Consider the following 18,388-nt stretch of genomic DNA (forward strand, 5'->3'; position numbering starts at 1 on the left):
ATTTCCTGAAAATGGATAGGATCAAGCTGATCTCTTTGACGATGGACCCCGGACATAACCGCATGCCTGCAGACCACTTTGATCAGCTGTATCAACAAAAACTGATAAGCGCAGATGAGGCGATAAAAACGCTTGCAAGAGATACAAAGCTGATCACCTTCGGGTGTTATTGCGGAACCCCTCCTCGCCTAACCCAAGCCTTTTGCGAGGCTGCTGCTGCCGGATACTTTAGCAGCACGCCAGATGTTTACCTGCTCCGCTCGCGCAAAGAGATTGTCGATCAGTTTTCAAATGTCGATGTCCTCAAACAGATCAAGCTGCTCTGCCCCTTTTTAGGAGGAAGTTTTCGTCAACTTGCTGATCACGCCAAGGAGTTAAGGCAGAGCCATCCGGATCTGATCATTCCGCACTATCTGCCAGAGCATTTTAGCCTGTATGCACAAGGTGTTTTCTCCCGTCATGGCAAGCCCAATGTGCACTTGTTTCAGGTCTCTCCCATGGACGAGCACGGCTATTTCAGCTTTGGCGTGGATGGCAGCATGTCCATCCCCCTGGCGTTTGAAGCCGGCCAGATTATCGTTGAAGTCAATCAAAACATGCCGCGCACCTTTGGGTCTGGGCTGGTTCATATCTCTCAGGTCTCAGCCCTTATTGAGCACAACAGCGACCTCATGGTCCTGCCGAACAAACCGACAAGTCCTGAGGACCATAAGATCGGTGAGTTTGTTGCTGAACTTGTGCCAGATCATGCTTGCATTCAGCTCGGCATTGGCGGTGTCCCGAATGAAGTTGGCAAACGCCTGAAGACAAAATCTGATCTTGGCATTCACACTGAAATGCTGGGTGATACGCTGTTCGAGTTGATACAGGCCGGTAACGTATCCAATCGGTATAAACAGCTCAATGTCGGGCACACCGTCTTTAACATCGCGCTGTTCTCAAATCCCCACTACTACGCCTATCTCGACAACAACCCCACCATGGCCTGCCACCCCGCACACTACGTCAACAATCCGCACATCATTGCTCAAAATGACCGGATGGTCTCCGTGAACTCCTTCGTGGAGATTGACCTGTTCGGCCAAGTCGCCTCAGAATCCATCAACTGGCGTCAGATTTCCGGCAGCGGTGGGCAGCTGGACTTCGTCCGCGGAGCATTCCGCTCCAAAGAAGGCATTGCCGTGCTGGCAGCCCATTCCACCGCGAAAAACGGCAGTATCTCCAAGATTGTCCCACGCCTGCAGAACATCGTCACTACCCCGCGCAATGACGTCAGTTATGTGGCTACAGAGTACGGCTGCACCAACCTGTTTGGCATGTCCACCTCAGAGCGCGCCCACGCCCTCATTGAGCTCGCCGCCCCGCAATTTCGCGATGAGCTGCGCGAAGAAGCCAAAAACCTGACCATCTACTAGGCTGAAAGGAGCCCATCATGTATTCAGCCTACGCTCAAATCTCAGAAAATCGCTTTTTGGAGATTTACGGCCTCAACTTCGAGGAATTCTCCGTGGGCCAGATCTTTCACCATCGTCCCGGCATGACGGTTTCTCAGCAGGAAAATGCAGAGGAAGCGTTGGACACCTTCAATGCTGCAATGCTGCATTATGATGCTCATTACGCAGCGCAGACTGAGTTCAGGAAACCTCTCGTCGTCTCCTCGCTGACATTGCAAAAGATCTTCGGCATGAGCTGGAAGACTTTCGCCAGAAAAGACCGCATCACAGCGTTTGAGAACATCTCCATGACTGCGCCCATCTTCGGCGGTGATACGCTCTACTGCAGCAGCCAAATTATCGCAGTGGATGAGAGCGAAGATAAAACCGGCAACGTCACCGTAAAAGCCTCCAGCACCAATCAGAAAGGTGTTGAGGTCGCCAACCTCACATACACCGTCAGCATCTTCAAGAAAGGCAAGCACCCGGTTTGGGGCGACCTTCCTAACTCCAGCAGTAATCCTTGGTTTTTGGCCTATCATCAACGTGAGGATGGGTCCTTGCAGGAAACAACAGGCATCTACTTTGAGGGGTTCGCAGCAGGTCAGGTCTTCGAGCACAGCCCGGACATCACACTCCACTCCTCCTCCATGCTTCGCCACGCCGTCCAGACCATGCAATGGCATCCACTCTACCGTGATCATGAGTTCGCGCGGGAGGTCTACGGCAGAGACCGTCTGCCAGCATCAGAACTGCACGTCCTCTCGCTGGTCACCGCCGCCACCACAACCACCTTTGGCCGTGTGGTTGCCAATCTGGGTTGGACCGATACAAAATTGTCTCGTCATTTCTATGCAGATGACCGCTTCAAAGTGCAAAGCGAAGTCCTGTCAAAGCGAGAAAGCCGTTCCAGACCAGATCAAGGCATTTTGACCGTAAAAACCGTCGCCCATGATCAAACCGGCACCGAGGCCCTCTCCTACACCCGCACCCTGCTCGTCTACCGTCAGGGCGGCGGTCCATACGCAGCCGCTGGCTATTGATCCCACACCACATTCTCCTATGATGCTCTCTTGTGTAGAAGATGGATGATACATGAGACCAGCTATCATGAGCAAAGCCGCATGGCAGTTGGAAGCCGCTGAAAACAATGCAGATCTTTATCAGCTTATGTTTGAAGCCCATGGCATTCCCTATGAGCGCTCCAAGGAGCTGTTTCACACCATTGTGCTGCCCCTTCCGTTTTACTCCAGCATCGTGACCTGCCTCCCGGCAACAAAACCTGAACTCGTCAATGACTTCACGCGTACTGCAACCGTTGATGTTTATGTCAAAGACAGTTTTGCAGATCTTCCACTGGAACAATTTGGTTTCAAAAAACTGTTCGATGCCAGCTGGTTTTATCTGACTGAAATCGTCAAAGCAGACACGGTTGGCTGGGAGCAGATAAAGACCGCCCGGCAGCTGGAGCACTGGGAGGCAGCATGGAAGACAAGCGGCAATCAGACAGACTGCAGCATGTTTCCACCTGCACTTCTCACGAACCCGAACATTACCTTTTGGGGCTATGCTGAAGCGGGAAAGTACACCAAGGGCTTCATCGGCAACTGGTCTGGCAGCTCAATCGGCCTTTCCAACATCTTTGCAGGCACACTGTCCCCAAAAGACCTCCAGCAAATGGCGTGCCTGTTGCAGGCATGGCAACCATCAGCACCTATAGTCGGCTATGCACGAGGTGAAACTCTGCACAGCGCCAAACAAACGGGCTTTGAAACTTCCGGAAACCTGACGGTCTGGGTCAAACAATTCTCACCAAGCTAAGCTCTCCTAAGGGCAACAGCATGCAATCGCTCAAACTTTCATCAAGCGTCATTGCCTCCTGCAACAAAATGTGAGGCGTAAATAATTGTTTCCATTGTTGTATTTCGTCATCACACCCGCAGAATTTTGGTCACAATTCGCCCCTACCTCTCCTGTGCAACATATCATTTCAGGAGAAAAGCCATGGCCATCGAGGTTTGGCTGACTTATGTCCTCGCCTGCACCATCTTACTCATCATCCCCGGACCAACGGTCCTTATGGTCTCCAGTTATGGCATCAGCCAGGGCCTGCGGGCGGTTGTCGCCTCAGCCCTTGGCGTTAGTTTGGGGAGTATCTTACTGATCTCGGTCGCATTGGCCGGACTTGGCGCCGTCATCTCAACCTCTGCACTGCTCTATGACATCCTGCAATATGCGGGGGCGACCTACCTCATTTATCTGGGCGTCAGCATGTGGCGCAGGAAATCTGTCCTCAAAGACCAAATGGAGATTGTGGCAACGACCCGCCTGCAAATATTCAGAGATACGTTTCTGGTCTCAGCATTCAACCCCAAAGACATGCTGTTCTTCGTTGCGTTTCTCCCGCAATTTGTAGATGACACGATTCCAGTCATTCCGCAGTTCATACTGCTGGGAGCAACCTTCGTGCTCCTTGGTGGTATCAACACAATGTTCTGGACCTCCATGGCAGGCAGTTGCAGTGCCATGCTCACCGGAGGCAAATGCGCAAAACGTCTCAACAGGATCGGAGGGACTGGTCTGCTGAGTGCCGGGCTCTTCATCGCACTCTCCGGTAAGTTTCCATAAAACTCACAGACAGTGGCAAGAACTCAAAGTCTCTCCAGTATTTCTCAAAGGCCTGCCTCTACCCAAACAGCATCTACATGGGTAAGCTTCTCATTTGCTGCACACTTTGAGACATCAGCTCAAAGCCTTTCAACTCATCACCTGTTCATGATCGATCAGGCCTTTCCGGAGAACATCATGGCGTTTGAAGCATGGATCGCGTTTGCCGCGGCAAGTATCCTACTACTGATCATTCCCGGCCCAACCGTCCTGATGGTCATCAGCTACAGCCTCAGTCAGGGCAAGCGCGCCGCAGTTGCCTCCGTCACCGGAGTGATGCTAGGGGACCTGTTTGCAATTACAGCAGCTCTTGCTGGCCTTGGAGCCCTGCTGGCAACCTCCGCCATGCTTTTCCAAATCATGAAATACATCGGCGCTGCCTATCTGATTTACATTGGCATTAAGATGTGGCGCAGCAATTCCGGCCCATCCACACAAGTTGAAATGCCACAGGTTCCGGCACTGCAGATCTTCAGAGACACCCTGCTGGTCACCACCTTCAACCCAAAGGGCATGCTGTTCTTCGTGGCATTCCTGCCTCAGTTCGTTGACCACACCCAGCCCGTGCTGACCCAATTTTTCATTCTGGGCCTCACTTTTGTTACGCTTGGAGGCATAAACACAGTGTTCTGGGTATCCATGGCGGGCGGATTGCGCAAAGTTGTCAACGGACCAAGCACACTCAAGCGCCTCAATAAGGTCGGTGGCACCGGCCTTCTGGGCGCAGGTATTTTCACCGCTTTGTCTGGCCGCGTGAGCTAACAAAAAAGCCCGGAACATCCGGGCTTTTCACAATCTATCGAAGAAGTGTTTTCAAGGCATCCGCCACAATAATCGTAGCTGCCTTGAGATCCGACAGCTGCAGATGCTCATCCGCCCCATGGGCATTGGCTTCCAGAATGGACCGCGGTCCTGCACCATAAAGCACTGTTGGAATACCGGCCTCAGCATAATGGCGGGCATCGGTGTAAAGCGGAGCACCCGTGCTTTTCAGCTCAATGCCCAAAACCTCTTTGGCAGGCCATTTCAACGCTTCCACCAGCTTTTTTGCACCCGGCAACTCGCGCAGCGGCTCAGCAATCATAATGCGCCGACACTCCACCTCAACACCGCAATCTTCCGGTACCAAAGCTTCAATCAGCTCAATCAGCTGCTCTTCCACCTGTTCGCCGTTCTCTTCGGGGATCAAACGCCGGTCAACGCGAAGCGAGACACGCTCTGGCACAACGTTGGTGTTGATGCCACCTGAGATCAGGCCCACAGTGATCTGAGGTGACCCAATGCCATCCTGTTCACTCTGAATGGACTTGAGCCTTTCACGTTCCGCATAAAGCGCTGTGAGAACAGGCGTTGCAGCTTGCAGGGCATCCGCGCCACTCTCTGGCATTGCAGCATGCGCCTGACGGCCACGGAAGATCACTTCCATATGCAAACAGCCGTTGTGAGCCGTTGTCGCTGCATAAGAAAAGCCTGCCGAGATCGCATAGTCCGGCTTGGTCAGCTCTTGCTCCAAAAGCCACTTTGGCCCTACAAACCCGCCAGCTTCCTCATCATACGTCAAATGCAGTTCCACGGAGCCTTCCAGCTCATCTGCATACTCACGCAGAGCCAGCAATGCAAAAGCGTAGGTGGCAAAATCTCCTTTGGAAACCGCAGCTCCGCGCCCATACAAAGCACCATCGTCAATCTCGGCGCCATAAGGGTCTTTGGTCCAACCTTCCCCCGGAGGAACAACATCACCGTGTGCATTTAGAGCAATCACTGGACCGAACCCGTCGCCAAACGTTTCACGAATGATCAGATTGGTCACAGAGACCATGCCGTTCTGGCGCACAAATGGTTCTGGAACAGGGTGTTTTTCAACGGTAAAGCCAAGGCCTTCAAGCAGCTCAGCAGTCCGCAACGCGTGGTGCTCTGTATCCCCTGGCGGGTTGTCGCTTGGCACCTTGACCAATTCGCGCAGGAAGTCGACCTGCTCCGCAAACCGGTTTTCAATCGCGGCCTTCATGAATGCTCCCCTTGAATTTTACAGTAGCATTAATCCAATAGATAACGGTGATGGTTGCAAGCATCTTGTCATGCAGCCCCTCATGTTCCAGTGGATTATTGCCCCTTACGTAACTGTAGTTAGCACTTTCCGGCAAGGATCAGGAACTGCAAGCACTCTGTTCATCTACAACCAGATCCTCCAGTCGGAAGCTGAATATCCGGCAGATCTGTCGCAAAGCCTCCGCGAACTCATCTTTCGCGCTGTTCTGCAAGCGAAGCTGGAAGGCCTCCAGTATCTGATGCTTGGTTGCCCCTTTCACCGCAAAGATGAAGGGGAAGCCATAGTTGGATTTGTAGGTGCCGTTAAGCTGGGTGAACTGCTCATATTCCGCATCACTCAGCTGATCCAGTCCAGCGCCGGACTGTTCATTCACAGAGGCATCAGCCATTTCACCGGCACGCGCCGCTTTGCCGGCAAGGTCAGGATGCGCACGGATTAACGCCAGCTGCGCCTCTTCATCCGCATATTGCAGAGCATGAGCAAACGCCTCGATCAGCGCATCACGAGAGGCAAAAGGTGCATCTTTCTGGGCAACAGCTGCAACCCAGGGAGTGTGCTCGGCAACCCCGCCAAACACCTCGACAAAGGTGTCCAGCGAAAACCGGTTCACTTCATCCAGAGAATAAGTCACCATGGCCTCAATGCCCTTGCAACCAGGCGCCAAGAATCTCGCGCTCTTCTTTGGTCATGCCTGTCTCATTGCCAAGTGGCATGGCAGAGGACCGCACCGCCTGCGCCATGATCAGACTGTCATAGCGTTGCAGATCAGCAATGCTGTCCAACTCAATGTTTTTAGGCGCTTCGCTAAAAGCCTCATTAGTTGGCGCCGCACTATGGCAGGCCGCACAATGGGTCTGCGCAATCTCCAGCACATCACTGTCTGGGATCGGACCATGTCCACCACCAATGTTGGCAGGCTGTGTCACAATGAGAGCCACAAACAGACTGACAGCTGCGGTAGGCAAGGCCCACCAGAAATTGGCAAAGTTGTCATGCGCATCATGACGATTGATGAAGTGGCGCACCATGCCGCCCATCACCAGGATCAGCGCAACAACCAGCACAGGCTGGCTATGCCCCGTCAGCAACGGATAATGGTTGGACACCATCATCAAAAGAACCGGCAATGTCAGATAGTTGTTGTGAACCGAGCGCTGCTTGCCAATCAGGCCAAGCGCGGCATCAGGTTTACGCCCTGCCAGCAGGTCTGCGGTAATCTTTTTCTGGTTCGGGATAATCACCATAAACACGTTGAAGGCCATAAACGTGCCAATCAGCGCGCCAACGTGAATGAGAACCCCGCGCCCTGAAAAGACCTGAGAATACCCATAGGTCGCACCCAGAATGATCACCAGAAGGCACGCAGCCAGCAAGGGTGTGTTCTTGCCAATGGCAGAGCGGCACAGGCGATCATAGATGATCCAGCCCAGCCCAAGGGACGCGATGGAAATCGCAACAGCCTCAACAGGCAAAAGCTTCATGACCGCTGGATCAATGAGATAAACTGTTGCATTGAAATAGTATTGAACGCTCAAAAGAGCAAAGCCGGATACCCAGGTGAGATAAGCATCCCACTTGTACCACATCAGGTCTTTCGGCAACTCTTTCGGTGCCACCATGAATTTCTCAACATGGTAGAAACCGCCGCCGTGGACTTCCCAGGCGCTGCCAAATATGCCCTCTGCCTGCCCTTCCCGTTTGCGCAAGGAAAGGTCGAGAGCGATGAAATAAAAAGAGGTCCCAATCCAGCCCACGCCCACAATCAAGTGAAACCAGCGGAAAAGCAGATTGAGCCATTCACTAAGGAAAGTGGCTGTCATTGTCTTGTTCTTTTAAGTTCAATTGAAATGAGTGGGCAGCGGGAGAAATCCCCCACTGCTGAAATCAGCGGAGAGCACCGTGAAAAAATGTGGCGCTCTCCGAAAACAAGCTTGGAGCTTATTCAGGCAGCTGGTCGTCGATGCCTTTAACGTAGAAGTTCATGGAAAGCAGTGCACCATCTTCAGCGCTTACACCAGCTTTCAGGAACTCAGAGCCGTCCTGTTTGGTGATTGGGCCGGTAAATGGCTTCAGCTCACCAGACTTGATTGCAGCAAGAGTTTTGGCAGCTTCTTCTGCAACATCCTGCGGGATGTTGGTGAACGGCGCCATGTGAACCATGTCGACATCCAGACCGCCCCAGGTATCCTGCCCCTTCCAGTTGCCGTCCATCACTGCCTGTACGCGGGCAATGTAGTAAGCGGACCAGTCGTCGATGATCGCAGTTGCTTGTGCCTTAGGCGCAAACTTGATCATGTCAGATGCCTGACCAAAGCCCATGATGCCACGCTCTTCAGCAACCTGCAGAGGCGCTGGGGAGTCAGTGTGCTGAACCATGATGTCAACGCCCTGATCGATCAGCGCTTTTGCAGCATCGGCTTCACGGCCCGGATCATACCAGGAGTTCACCCAGATGGTCTTGATCTTGAAGTCCGGGTTCACAGACTGTGCACCCAGCATGAAGGAGTTGATGCCACGCACAACTTCAGGGATCGGGAAAGACCCGATGTAACCAGCAGTGCCGGATTTGGAGACCTTTGCAGCGATCTGACCAAGCACATAACGACCTTCATAGAAGCGAGCGCCGTAGGAAGAAACGTTCTTCGCCTGCTTGTAGCCAGTTGCATGTTCAAACTTCACTTTCGGAAACTTGCGCGCAACCTTCAAGGTTGGGTTCATATAACCAAAGGACGTTGTAAAGATCAGCTCGTGACCGGAGCGAGCCAGACGCTCAATCGCGCGCTCAGCATCCGCACCTTCCGGCACGCTTTCAATGTAAGTGGTTTCAACTTTGTCGCCAAAGTGCTTTTCAATCGCCTGACGGCCCTGATCGTGCTGGTAAGACCAGCCATGGTCAGAAACCGGACCAACATAGATGAAACCCACTTTCAGTGGATCAGCAGCAATTGAAGCCCCTGCGGAAAGACCAAGTGCAACTGCAGCAGTTGCAGCAAGCTTGAAGATAGTGCGCATTGTGCGCTCCCCTTTATAGGTTAACCTGCATTCCTGCCACGCAACACCCTAATAAGCGCGGCGGAACACACCATTGAGAACCAGATGAACGACGGCGCCAAGCAAACACGATAGGAACAAACCCGAAGGCCGTTCTGCGCATTTGTGCGCCCACAAGTTGTTTTTCTGCTTTGTTTTCGCTCGCAAATATTTGCGATCGTTTATTCGTGCGCGTGCAGAAATCCGCAAGTTGTGCAGCCGTGAATAAGTTCATATTCACTCAGAGATTTAAATCTCTGTTATCCATATCTCCGACCCACCATGTATACGAAGGTCGAAATATTTACAATTTGACCAACGTCTACTATGAGCGCGTCGGTCAAATCAGGTTCTTATTAGCGATCAGGCACAAAGGGCTTACCAAGACATGCAGGTGTATTCACCTTGGCAAGTGTCTTATTACGCGAGATCATGATCAGCACAATGATAGTTGCCAGATACGGCAGCGCGGACATCAACTGCGTCGGCAAACCAATGCCAGCAGCCTGCGCGTGGAACTGCAAAATGGAAACAGCACCAAACAGATAAGCCCCAATCAGCACACGCGCCGGGCGCCAGCTTGCAAACACCACCAGAGCCAGCGCAATCCAGCCGCGGCCCGCCGTCATACCCTCAACCCACTGCGGGGTGTAAATGAGTGACAGGTAAGCGCCAGCAAGGCCAGAACACGCCCCGCCAAACATCACAGCCAGATAACGCACCTGAATGACGGAGTATCCAAGTGAATGCGCTGAGCCGTGATTGTCGCCAACCGCACGGATGATCAGCCCCGTACGGGACCTGAACAGCACAAAGTAAACCGCGATCACAAGACCATAAGAAGCGTAAACCAGAACGTCCTGATTAAAGAGCAGCGGCCCAATAAATGGAATGCCCGACAACACTGGAATAGCAATCGGTTTCAGGCTGATACCCGGCTGACCAATGAAAGCTTCTCCAACCATGCCGGAAAGGCCAAGCCCCAGTATAGTCAGCGCAAGGCCTGTCGCCACCTGATTGGCCATCAGATTAAGCGTCAGGAAGCCAAACAGCAGGCTCATGGCAACGCCGGAGATCATGGCCGCCACAATCCCTATGTAAGGAGAGCCAGTCGCCTGTGTCGCTGCAAAACCCATCACAGCGCCGACAATCATCATCCCCTCAACACCAAGGTTGAGCACACCTGAGCGCTCCACCACAAGCTCGCCAATAGCAGCAAGCAACAGCGGTGTGGATGCGGTGATGATGGTCAGAAGTACAGCCTCAATCATGGAAAGATCAGACATTGCCTGCCTCCTTCATGTTTTTCACACTGGAAGCAATCTTGAATCTGTAAAGAATGAGCGTGTCACAGGCGAGCACAAAGAACAGCAGCATGCCCTGAAACACACGCGTCACCTTATCGGTCAAACCAAGGCTAACCTGAGCAGACTCGCCGCCGATGTAGGAAAGCCCAAGCAACAATCCGGCAAACAGAATGCCAATCGGATTCAACCGACCAAGGAACGCCACGATAATCGCTGTAAACCCGTAGCCTGGAGAAATAACAGGTGTCAGCTGTTCAATAGAACCGGAAACTTCCGCCATACCAGCCAAACCAGCCAACCCGCCGGAAACGAGGAAACCAAACCAGACAACCCCATTGCTGGAAAACCCAGCAAAACGGCCAGCACGCGGCGTTTCACCCATCACCTTGATCTCAAAGCCTTTGAGCGTGCGAGACAGCATCCACCAAACCACCAGAACGGCCAGAATGGCGAAGATCATGCCAATATGCAGTCGTCCTTCACCGATTTTCGGCAGCACGTGTGCCGCATCAAAAATCCGGCTTTCCGGGAAATTGAAACCTTCCGGATCACGCCATGGACCACGGACAAGAAAGTCGAGAATGTACTGCGCGATGTAAACCAGCATCAGGCTGGTCAGGATCTCATTGGTCCCAAACCGCACCTTCAGGAAAGCCGGAATAGACGCCCAAGCCATACCGCCCAAAATGCCCATCAGCACCATCAATGGCAGGGCCAGCGGGCTGGTAAAGTCGTAAAACAGTACCGGAATGATAGACCCAGCCAGCGCACCCATGGTGAACTGACCTTCGGCACCAATGTTCCAGGAGTTGGACAGGAAACAGACAGACAGACCAACCGCGATCAGCACCAGCGGACCAGCTTTCACCAGCAACTCTTCAATGGACCAGCTGGTTGTCAGGGGCTCGATGAAATAAGCATAAAGCGCATCAATCGGGTTGTAACCCATGCTGACAAACAAAATTGAGCCACACACGAGGGTGAGACCAATCGCAATCAGCGGCGAAACAACAGTCATCAGCTGAGAGTGCTCAGCACGTTTTTCAAGTTCAATGCGCATGGGTCTCTCCCGCTTTTGCTGCAGGGGAAGCAGACTTGCCCTCACCCATACCCGCCATCAAAAGACCGATCTTCTCACGCGTCATTTCAGAAGCTGGTTCGGCGACAGAAAGCTCACCACGAGAGATCACCGCAATCCGGTCAGAAAGCTCGTAGATCTCATCAAGATCTTGGGAAATCACCAGAACAGCAGAACCGCCTCGGGCCAGATCAATGATCGCCTGACGGATCAAAGCCGCAGCGCCTGCATCAACGCCCCATGTCGGCTGATTAATCACCAGCACTTTCGGCACACGGTCCAGCTCACGGCCAACCACAAACTTCTGCAGGTTACCGCCAGAAAGCGAGCGGGCCTCAGGATTATCATGAGACATGCGCACATCGTAGGAAACGGTGATGCGCTTTTCCATTTCAGTTGCAAGCTTCTGGTTAAGCATGCCGTGCTTGATCAATGACGGCTCAGTTTTATAGCGCGTCAGCAAAATATTGTCAGAAAGCACAAAGCCCGGCACCGCACCATGACCCAAGCGCTCTTCAGGCACAAAGGCAGAGCCTAGCAAACGCCGGTCATTGATCTTGCGCTTGCCAACTGGCACACCGCAAATTTCAACCGCATAAGCATCTTTGACCTGCGTCTCGCCAGAGATCGCATCAAACAACTCGCTCTGGCCGTTCGCTGCAATCCCGGCAACAGCAACAATCTCGCCGCCGCGCAAATCAAGATTGACGTCCTTCAGCTCAATGCCAAACGCACCATCCGATGGAATAGATAGATTGCGCAGCTTGAGCATCACATCACCCGGCTGAGCCTCAATCGCACCAGCAGAGATATCATGTACATCGCCGCCGACCATCATACGGGCAAGGCTGGCCGGTGTTTCCTCAGCAGGGTCACACCCACCCACCACACGGCCATGACGCATGATCGTGGCGTTGTGGCAGATCTTCTTCACCTCTTCCAGACGATGAGAGATGTAAAGGATCGCACACCCTTCGGAGGCGAGGCGCTGCAAGGTGATGAAAAGCTGATCCGCTTCTTGCGGGGTCAATACAGACGTAGGCTCATCCATGATGATGAGACTGGGGTTCTGCAAAAGGCAACGCACGATTTCAATACGCTGACGGATGCCAACCGGCAGATCCGCAACCAGTGCTGCAGGATCCAGAGGCAGGCCATACTTTTGGGAAACCTCAGTAATACGTCTGGAAAGTGCCTCGATTTTTTCGCCTTTAGGCAAGGCCAGCGCGATGTTTTCAACCACACTCAGCGCTTCAAACAAGGAAAAGTGCTGGAACACCATGCCAACGCCCAGTTTGCGGGCAGCCGCAGGGTTCGAGATTGAAACCCGTTTCCCCTTCCAGAGGATCTCTCCCGCACCCGGTTCAAGAGCGCCGTAGAGAATTTTGACGAGCGTGGACTTACCCGCTCCGTTTTCGCCAAGCAAAGCATGAATTTCACCCTGCTTAATGACGAGATCGACATTGTCGTTCGCTAGAATGTCACCAAATCGCTTGGTAATACCCTTGGCTTCAATGAGATCCTCGCCCCCTGTCACCGGGCCAGACCTCTGCTCGTTTTCCATCGTGTTACCCGTTCCCCCAAGCAAAATTAGATCAAGATGTTCTCCCTGAACCTAAGAAGCAAAACGAAAACCTCCCTGAGCATTGCTCATTTGCTGCTCTTTCACCACTAGAAGTTGAGCAGCAATGGAAATTGCAATATCAGACGGTTTTTTGCTTTTAATCTCAGTAATTCCGACCGGACAAACAAGCTGTTTGCTTTGCGCCTCCGATATTCCGGAGTCTTTGAACCGTTTTAGTGTTCGCGCGCGCTTTGTTGCACTGCCTATCAATCCAATAAATGCCAGATCGGTTCTACGAACAGCGGCATCTACTATAGCATGATCACGCTTGTGATCATGGGTCATTACGATGACATAGTTTCCCGGCTCAAGGTTCTTTACGACGACTTGAGGCTCATTTAGATGAATGCAGCGGATATTGGAAGGTACATATTTAGGAAAAATTTCACGCCGTTCATCAATCCAACTGATCTGAAAGCCCAAAGGGGCCATCGCAAGCATCAAAGCCTTGCCAACATGCCCTGCACCAAACAGATACAGGTGAGGCCTATCCTCCCCGAACCTCTCGGTCAGTTTGCCTTGATTTAAAACAATTTCTGCGGAATCTGCACTGCACATTGCAGGGGGTAGTACGTGCCTTTCAAGGGGGCCAGAGCTGCAAGTATTTGCAGTCGTTGAAAAAAATCCCACCCCTTCTTGTGTGGAAAAATCTTGTGCACGACCGCGATAATTGAGGTGAAATTGCTCAAATGCGATTTCAACCCGCCCGCCGCAGCACTGCCCAAGGTCTGGACCAAGCGCGTATGAGCGCGTCTGGAAGGCCGACCCATCATTTCCCATCAATGAAACAGCTTCATGCAAAACATCGTACTCAAGACGGCCACCACCGATGGTTCCCTTAAACGACATATCCGGTCGCACCACCATGCGTGCGCCAACCTCGCGGGGAGATGATCCAGCAACATCCAAAATGCTCACCAGCACGCATTGGCCAGCAGCATCAAGAGCAGACAAAACTTCACCCCAAACCCGCATCAGCCCTCCTCTCCGACCTTGATCGCTTTAACAGCTTTCAAAATCGCTTCAGGCGTTGCAGGTGCATCCAGTGTCGGCAAAACACCCTTGTTCAGGCTCGCAACCGCATCGTTAATCGCGCAGAAAACCGAGATCGGCAGCATCAAAGGCGGCTCTCCAACTGCCTTGGAGCGATAAATTGTTGGTTCCGGATTTCCATCACTCTCATAAAGCGCCACATTAAAAATCTCAGGCACATCCGTGGCTGTCGGAATCTTGTAGGTAGACGGGGCATGCGTCCGCAGTCGGCCCGCATCATCAAACCACAGCTCTTCCGTGGTCAACCAACCCATACCCTGCACAAAGCCACCTTCGATCTGACCGATATCCAGCGCTGGATTGAGCGACTTGCCCACATCATGAAGCACATCAACCCGTTCAACTTTCATCTCTCCGGTCAATGTATCAATCACCACTTCAGAACAGGAGGCCCCATAGGAGAAATAAAGGAATGGACGTCCCTTTACCCGCTCACGATCCCAGATGATCTTCGGCGTTTTGTAAAACCCTGAAGAAGACAGATGAATGCGGTGTTCGTATGCAAGCTGCGCCAGCTCTTTGATGGAAAGCTTCTGCTTCCCACAAATCAGCATCTGGTCATCAACCAGTTCGATATCGTCTTCAGACACCTCGAATTGCTGCGCTACAAAGGTTTTCAGTCGTCCAACAATCTCACGACAAGCAATCGCTGCTGCCATACCGTTCAAATCCGTACCGGACGAGGCGGCTGTTGGCGACGTGTTTGCCACCTTGGAGGTGTTGGTTGCGGTAATCTTTACCTTCTCAAGGCGAACCCCCATCTCAGTCGCTGCAATCTGCGCAACCTTCTGATAGAGGCCCTGCCCCATTTCTGTACCGCCATGGTTCAGGTGCACAGAACCATCCCGATAAAGATGCACCAGTGCACCCGCTTGGTTGAGATGGGTCAGCGTGAACGAAATACCAAACTTCACTGGCGTCAACGCGATCCCTTTCTTCAGGATCGTGTTCTCAGCATTAAACGCATCTACAGCTTTACGGCGCACACGATACTCGGAGCTTTCCTCCAACTCATCCACTAGTGCGGCCAGCACGTCGTGTTCATCAACCGACTGCCCATAAGGTGTGGTGTTCTCACCTTCGCGATAGAAGTTTGCCTTACGTACATCAAGTGGGTCTTGTCCCATCTTGATCGCAATCGCATCCATCAATCGCTCAGCAGCAAACATCCCTTGCGGGCCACCGAACCCGCGAAAGGCAGTATTGGAAACAGTATTTGTTTTTAGTCTCTTAGAGCGAATAAGAACTTCTGGATAAAAGTAGCTGTTATCCGCATGGAACATAGCCCGATCATTGATACCTAGCGACAGATCCGCAGAGTGTCCGCAGCGCGAATTCAGATTAATCTGAACCGCTTCAATCTTGCCGGCTGCATCACATCCCGCTTCCACATCAACAAGAAAATCGTGACGTTTCCCGGTCAGGATCATATCGTCGTCACGGTCCAACCGACATTTACATGGACGACCAGTAGCGTTTGCAGCCAAAGCCGCCAGTGCGGCCCATTGGTTGGCCTGAGATTCCTTACCACCAAATGCACCGCCCATCCGACGCACTTCAACGGTCACCGCCGCCTCATCAACACCCAGCACTTTTGCAACGGTATGCTGAACCTCAGTTGGATGCTGCGTGGAGGAATGCACAAGCATATCGCCATCTTCACCGGGAACAGCAAAGGCCATTTGCCCTTCAAGATAGAAGTGCTCCTGCCCACCCAGCGCAAAACTGCTCTTCACCGTGTGTGCAGACCGTTCCATAGTGGCTTCCGGTGCCCCACGGCGAAACTCATAGTCCGGCAAAACCTTCTGCTCGGCTTTGAGAGCATCAGCAACGCTCACCAGCGGCGTTTCAGCCTCAACTTCAATTCGTGCCAGTTGAACAGCCTTGCGTGCCTGTAAACGGCTCTCAGCCACCACAAGAAACACCAGTTGCCCATGGAATGCGATGCGATCTGATACAAAGACCGGATCATCTCCCATCGCAGGAGAGCAATCATTCACACCGGGAATATCCGCAGCTTCCAGTACCGCAACAACACCGGGGGCTGCTCTGACAGCACTCAGATCGATTGTCGTCAGACGGCCACACGCTTCATGAAGCACATACCCCGGCGCCACATGAAGAGTGCCGTACGGCTCAATCATGTCATCAATATATGTCGCAGTTCCAGACACATGCTTTTCTGCACTGTCATGCTTGTAGGATTTTCCCACGACCTGAGAGGTCGAGGTGCCTGCCTCTGTCTTTTCAAGAAGATCAGCTGACATGAGCGCCTCCCTCAACCAGTTCACGCTGCCCGTGGACACGCGTTTTTTGCGAGGATGAAGCAGATATCTCCAGCAAGGCCTTTTCTAAAAGCCCTCGCACAATATCACGCCGATAGGTGCTGGAGGCTCGCATGTCAGTCAGTGGAACGAGTTCACTCTCAATCGCATTCAACGCATCCTGCCAACTGCCTGGATCTTCCAGGGACGAACCAACCAGAGCCGCTTCAGCGCTACTTGCACGTTTTGGAATGCCTGCAACACCACCAAATGCCATGCGCGCACGCTCCACAACACCGTCTTTCACCGTCAGACAGAACGCAGCCATCACTGCAGAGATATCCTGATCAAAGCGCTTGGTGATCTTGTAGGCCCGGAACTGCTCATCTGCGCTCAAACGAGGCACACTGATCGACGTCAGCACTTCGTTCTCAGCGATATCCTGCTTGCCATAGTCAATGAAGAAACTCTCCAGAGGCAAGGTACGCCGCCCACGATTGCTCTGCAGCTCAATTTCCGCCCCAAGAGCAATCAGCATCGGCGGCATATCCCCAATAGGCGATCCGTTTGCAATGTTCCCGCCAACGGTCCCCGATGCCCGAACCTGCTTTGAACCAATCCGGCTGATCACCACCTCTAGATCAGGATCAATAGACTTCAGGAACTGCTCAGCAACCGCATAAGACGCACCCGCACCAAGCCGGATACCCTGTTCATCCTCATAACAAGTGCTCAATCCATTCACGCGCCCAAGAAAAATAACCTTCGGAAGGTCGCGCAGATGCTTGGTGACCCAAAGCCCAACATCTGTAGAGCCAGAAACAAGCGTAGCCTCCGGATGCTCACCATAGGTCTCCAGCAAGCGCTGAAAGCTGCTCGGAGCAAAGAAGAACCGCTCGTCATCGCCCACATGAATATCCTGCGCATCCTGAAGAGCAGCGAGTTTACTCTCTGTCTCCATTGCACGCGCAGCAAAAACGTCATTCAAGCCATCGCGACACGCTTCCAGAGCTGCGTCAACAATTGGTCGGTATCCGGTACAGCGGCACAGATTGCCCGCTATCCAGGTGTTCACATCCTGCCGAGTTAAACCCGGCGTATTCGCATGGTAAAGTGTAAACAGGTTCATCACGAAACCGGGCGTACAGAAACCGCATTGCGATCCATGAAGCTCTACAAGCGCCTTTTGGACAGGGTGTAATCCGTCAGGCCCTTCCAGATCTTCAACCGTCACAAGCTCACAGCCATCAATCTGGCCGAGCAATAGAATACAGCTGTTCACGGGCTCATAAATGAGTTTGCCATCACGCAAACGCCCAAGCGCAATGGTGCAGGCGCCGCAATCCCCTTCACCACAGCCTTCTTTGGTGCCCGTTGAGCGTTCACTCAGACGCAGATAGTCCAGCAAAGTGGTTGTCGGCTCAAAACGATCCAATTCGACGATCTGGCCTTTACGAAGGAAGCGGATTGCCGTGCGCATCAAATCAGCTCCCCCTGTAGGTGGTGTAACCAAAGGGAGAAAGCAGCAGCGGCACATGATAGTGGCTGCTCACATCCGCAATACCAAAGCGGATCGGCACCACATCAAGAAACGCAGGCTCTGGAAGAGAAATACCCTCAGCTCGCAAATAGTCACCAGCATGGAACTGCAGTTCATAGGTGCCTGCGGTCAGGCTCTCACCTTCCAGCAACGGCCCATCCACACGCCCGTCATTGTTGGTCGAAAACACATCGATTTTGGAGAAGCTGTCCCCATCGATACGAACCAGCTCAACCCGCAGCCCTGCTGCAGGTTTTCCTTGAGCACTGTCCAAAACGTGGGTGGTCAATCGCCCCATAGTTGCCTCGTCTTTCAAATGGCAACTGCAATAGATGCCAGAAT

Annotated in this window: 16 protein-coding genes; 5 read left to right on the forward strand and 11 right to left on the reverse strand. The window is 52.7% G+C overall.

Translation table 11 applies throughout. From position 1 onward, the window contains the following. Positions 1-11 precede the first annotated feature (11 nt). The 5 genes from DHN43_RS21955 (at position 12) to DHN43_RS21975 (ending at position 4,862) form a co-directional block, all read left to right on the forward strand. Complete coding sequence (locus tag DHN43_RS21955) at positions 12-1,415, forward strand: acetyl-CoA hydrolase/transferase family protein (protein WP_208995563.1); 1,404 nt, start codon at positions 12-14, stop codon at positions 1,413-1,415. Positions 1,416-1,432: 17 nt separating this feature from the next. Continuing rightward, the gene (locus DHN43_RS21960) at positions 1,433-2,476 is read left to right on the forward strand and encodes a MaoC family dehydratase (protein WP_108820054.1); all 1,044 of its coding nucleotides are present in this window, start codon (positions 1,433-1,435) and stop codon (positions 2,474-2,476) included. A gap of 52 nt (positions 2,477-2,528) precedes the next feature. Further along, entirely contained in the window at positions 2,529-3,254 is a 726-nt protein-coding gene (locus DHN43_RS21965) for a hypothetical protein (protein ID WP_208995564.1), read from the forward strand. Between the two features lie 183 nt (positions 3,255-3,437). Then, entirely contained in the window at positions 3,438-4,061 is a 624-nt protein-coding gene (locus tag DHN43_RS21970; RefSeq protein ID WP_063318845.1) for a LysE family translocator, read from the forward strand. Positions 4,062-4,238: 177 nt separating this feature from the next. Next, positions 4,239-4,862 carry a LysE family translocator gene (locus DHN43_RS21975; protein WP_108820149.1) on the forward strand — a complete coding sequence of 208 codons (624 nt, stop codon included), beginning with the start codon at positions 4,239-4,241 and terminating at the stop codon, positions 4,860-4,862. A gap of 34 nt (positions 4,863-4,896) precedes the next feature. Here DHN43_RS21975 and DHN43_RS21980 read toward each other — a convergent pair whose 3' ends face one another. The 11 genes from DHN43_RS21980 to uraH all read right to left on the reverse strand — a co-directional run bounded on the left by DHN43_RS21980 (position 4,897) and on the right by uraH (position 18,344). Next, a complete protein-coding gene (locus DHN43_RS21980) occupies positions 4,897-6,108 on the reverse strand; it encodes an ArgE/DapE family deacylase (RefSeq protein WP_108820056.1) in 1,212 nt (403 codons plus the stop codon). A gap of 139 nt (positions 6,109-6,247) precedes the next feature. Next, positions 6,248-6,784, reverse strand: a complete 537-nt coding sequence (uraD, locus tag DHN43_RS21985) for a 2-oxo-4-hydroxy-4-carboxy-5-ureidoimidazoline decarboxylase (protein WP_108820057.1) — start codon at positions 6,782-6,784, stop codon at positions 6,248-6,250. 4 nt (positions 6,785-6,788) lie between these two features. Further along, positions 6,789-7,970 (reverse strand): urate hydroxylase PuuD, encoded by a 1,182-nt coding sequence (locus tag DHN43_RS21990; protein WP_108820058.1) that lies wholly within the window; start codon positions 7,968-7,970, stop codon positions 6,789-6,791. 118 nt (positions 7,971-8,088) lie between these two features. After that, positions 8,089-9,162, reverse strand: a complete 1,074-nt coding sequence (locus tag DHN43_RS21995) for a BMP family ABC transporter substrate-binding protein (protein ID WP_063302018.1) — start codon at positions 9,160-9,162, stop codon at positions 8,089-8,091. A gap of 374 nt (positions 9,163-9,536) precedes the next feature. Further along, positions 9,537-10,466, reverse strand: a complete 930-nt coding sequence (locus tag DHN43_RS22000) for an ABC transporter permease (protein WP_082827144.1) — start codon at positions 10,464-10,466, stop codon at positions 9,537-9,539. Beyond that, a complete protein-coding gene (locus DHN43_RS22005; protein WP_108820059.1) occupies positions 10,459-11,547 on the reverse strand; it encodes an ABC transporter permease in 1,089 nt (362 codons plus the stop codon). The genes DHN43_RS22000 and DHN43_RS22005 overlap by 8 nt, the downstream gene beginning before the upstream one ends. Continuing rightward, positions 11,537-13,129 carry an ABC transporter ATP-binding protein gene (locus tag DHN43_RS22010; RefSeq protein ID WP_208995565.1) on the reverse strand — a complete coding sequence of 531 codons (1,593 nt, stop codon included), beginning with the start codon at positions 13,127-13,129 and terminating at the stop codon, positions 11,537-11,539. The genes DHN43_RS22005 and DHN43_RS22010 overlap by 11 nt, the downstream gene beginning before the upstream one ends. Before the next feature lie 51 nt (positions 13,130-13,180). Further along, positions 13,181-14,164 (reverse strand): xanthine dehydrogenase accessory protein XdhC, encoded by a 984-nt coding sequence (gene xdhC, locus DHN43_RS22015; RefSeq protein ID WP_108820060.1) that lies wholly within the window; start codon positions 14,162-14,164, stop codon positions 13,181-13,183. After that, the gene (gene xdhB, locus DHN43_RS22020; RefSeq protein WP_108820061.1) at positions 14,164-16,509 is read right to left on the reverse strand and encodes a xanthine dehydrogenase molybdopterin binding subunit; all 2,346 of its coding nucleotides are present in this window, start codon (positions 16,507-16,509) and stop codon (positions 14,164-14,166) included. The genes xdhC and xdhB overlap by 1 nt, the downstream gene beginning before the upstream one ends. Then, on the reverse strand, positions 16,499-17,986 hold the full coding sequence (gene xdhA, locus DHN43_RS22025) for a xanthine dehydrogenase small subunit (protein WP_108820062.1): 1,488 nt from the start codon (positions 17,984-17,986) through the stop codon (positions 16,499-16,501). The genes xdhB and xdhA overlap by 11 nt, the downstream gene beginning before the upstream one ends. A 4-nt stretch (positions 17,987-17,990) precedes the next feature. Continuing rightward, positions 17,991-18,344 (reverse strand): hydroxyisourate hydrolase, encoded by a 354-nt coding sequence (uraH, locus tag DHN43_RS22030; protein ID WP_108820063.1) that lies wholly within the window; start codon positions 18,342-18,344, stop codon positions 17,991-17,993. Between the last annotated feature and the right edge of the window lie 44 nt (positions 18,345-18,388).

Origin of the sequence: Pseudovibrio sp. Alg231-02, assembly GCF_900143565.1 — a bacterium.
Taxonomy (GTDB): domain Bacteria; phylum Pseudomonadota; class Alphaproteobacteria; order Rhizobiales; family Stappiaceae; genus Pseudovibrio.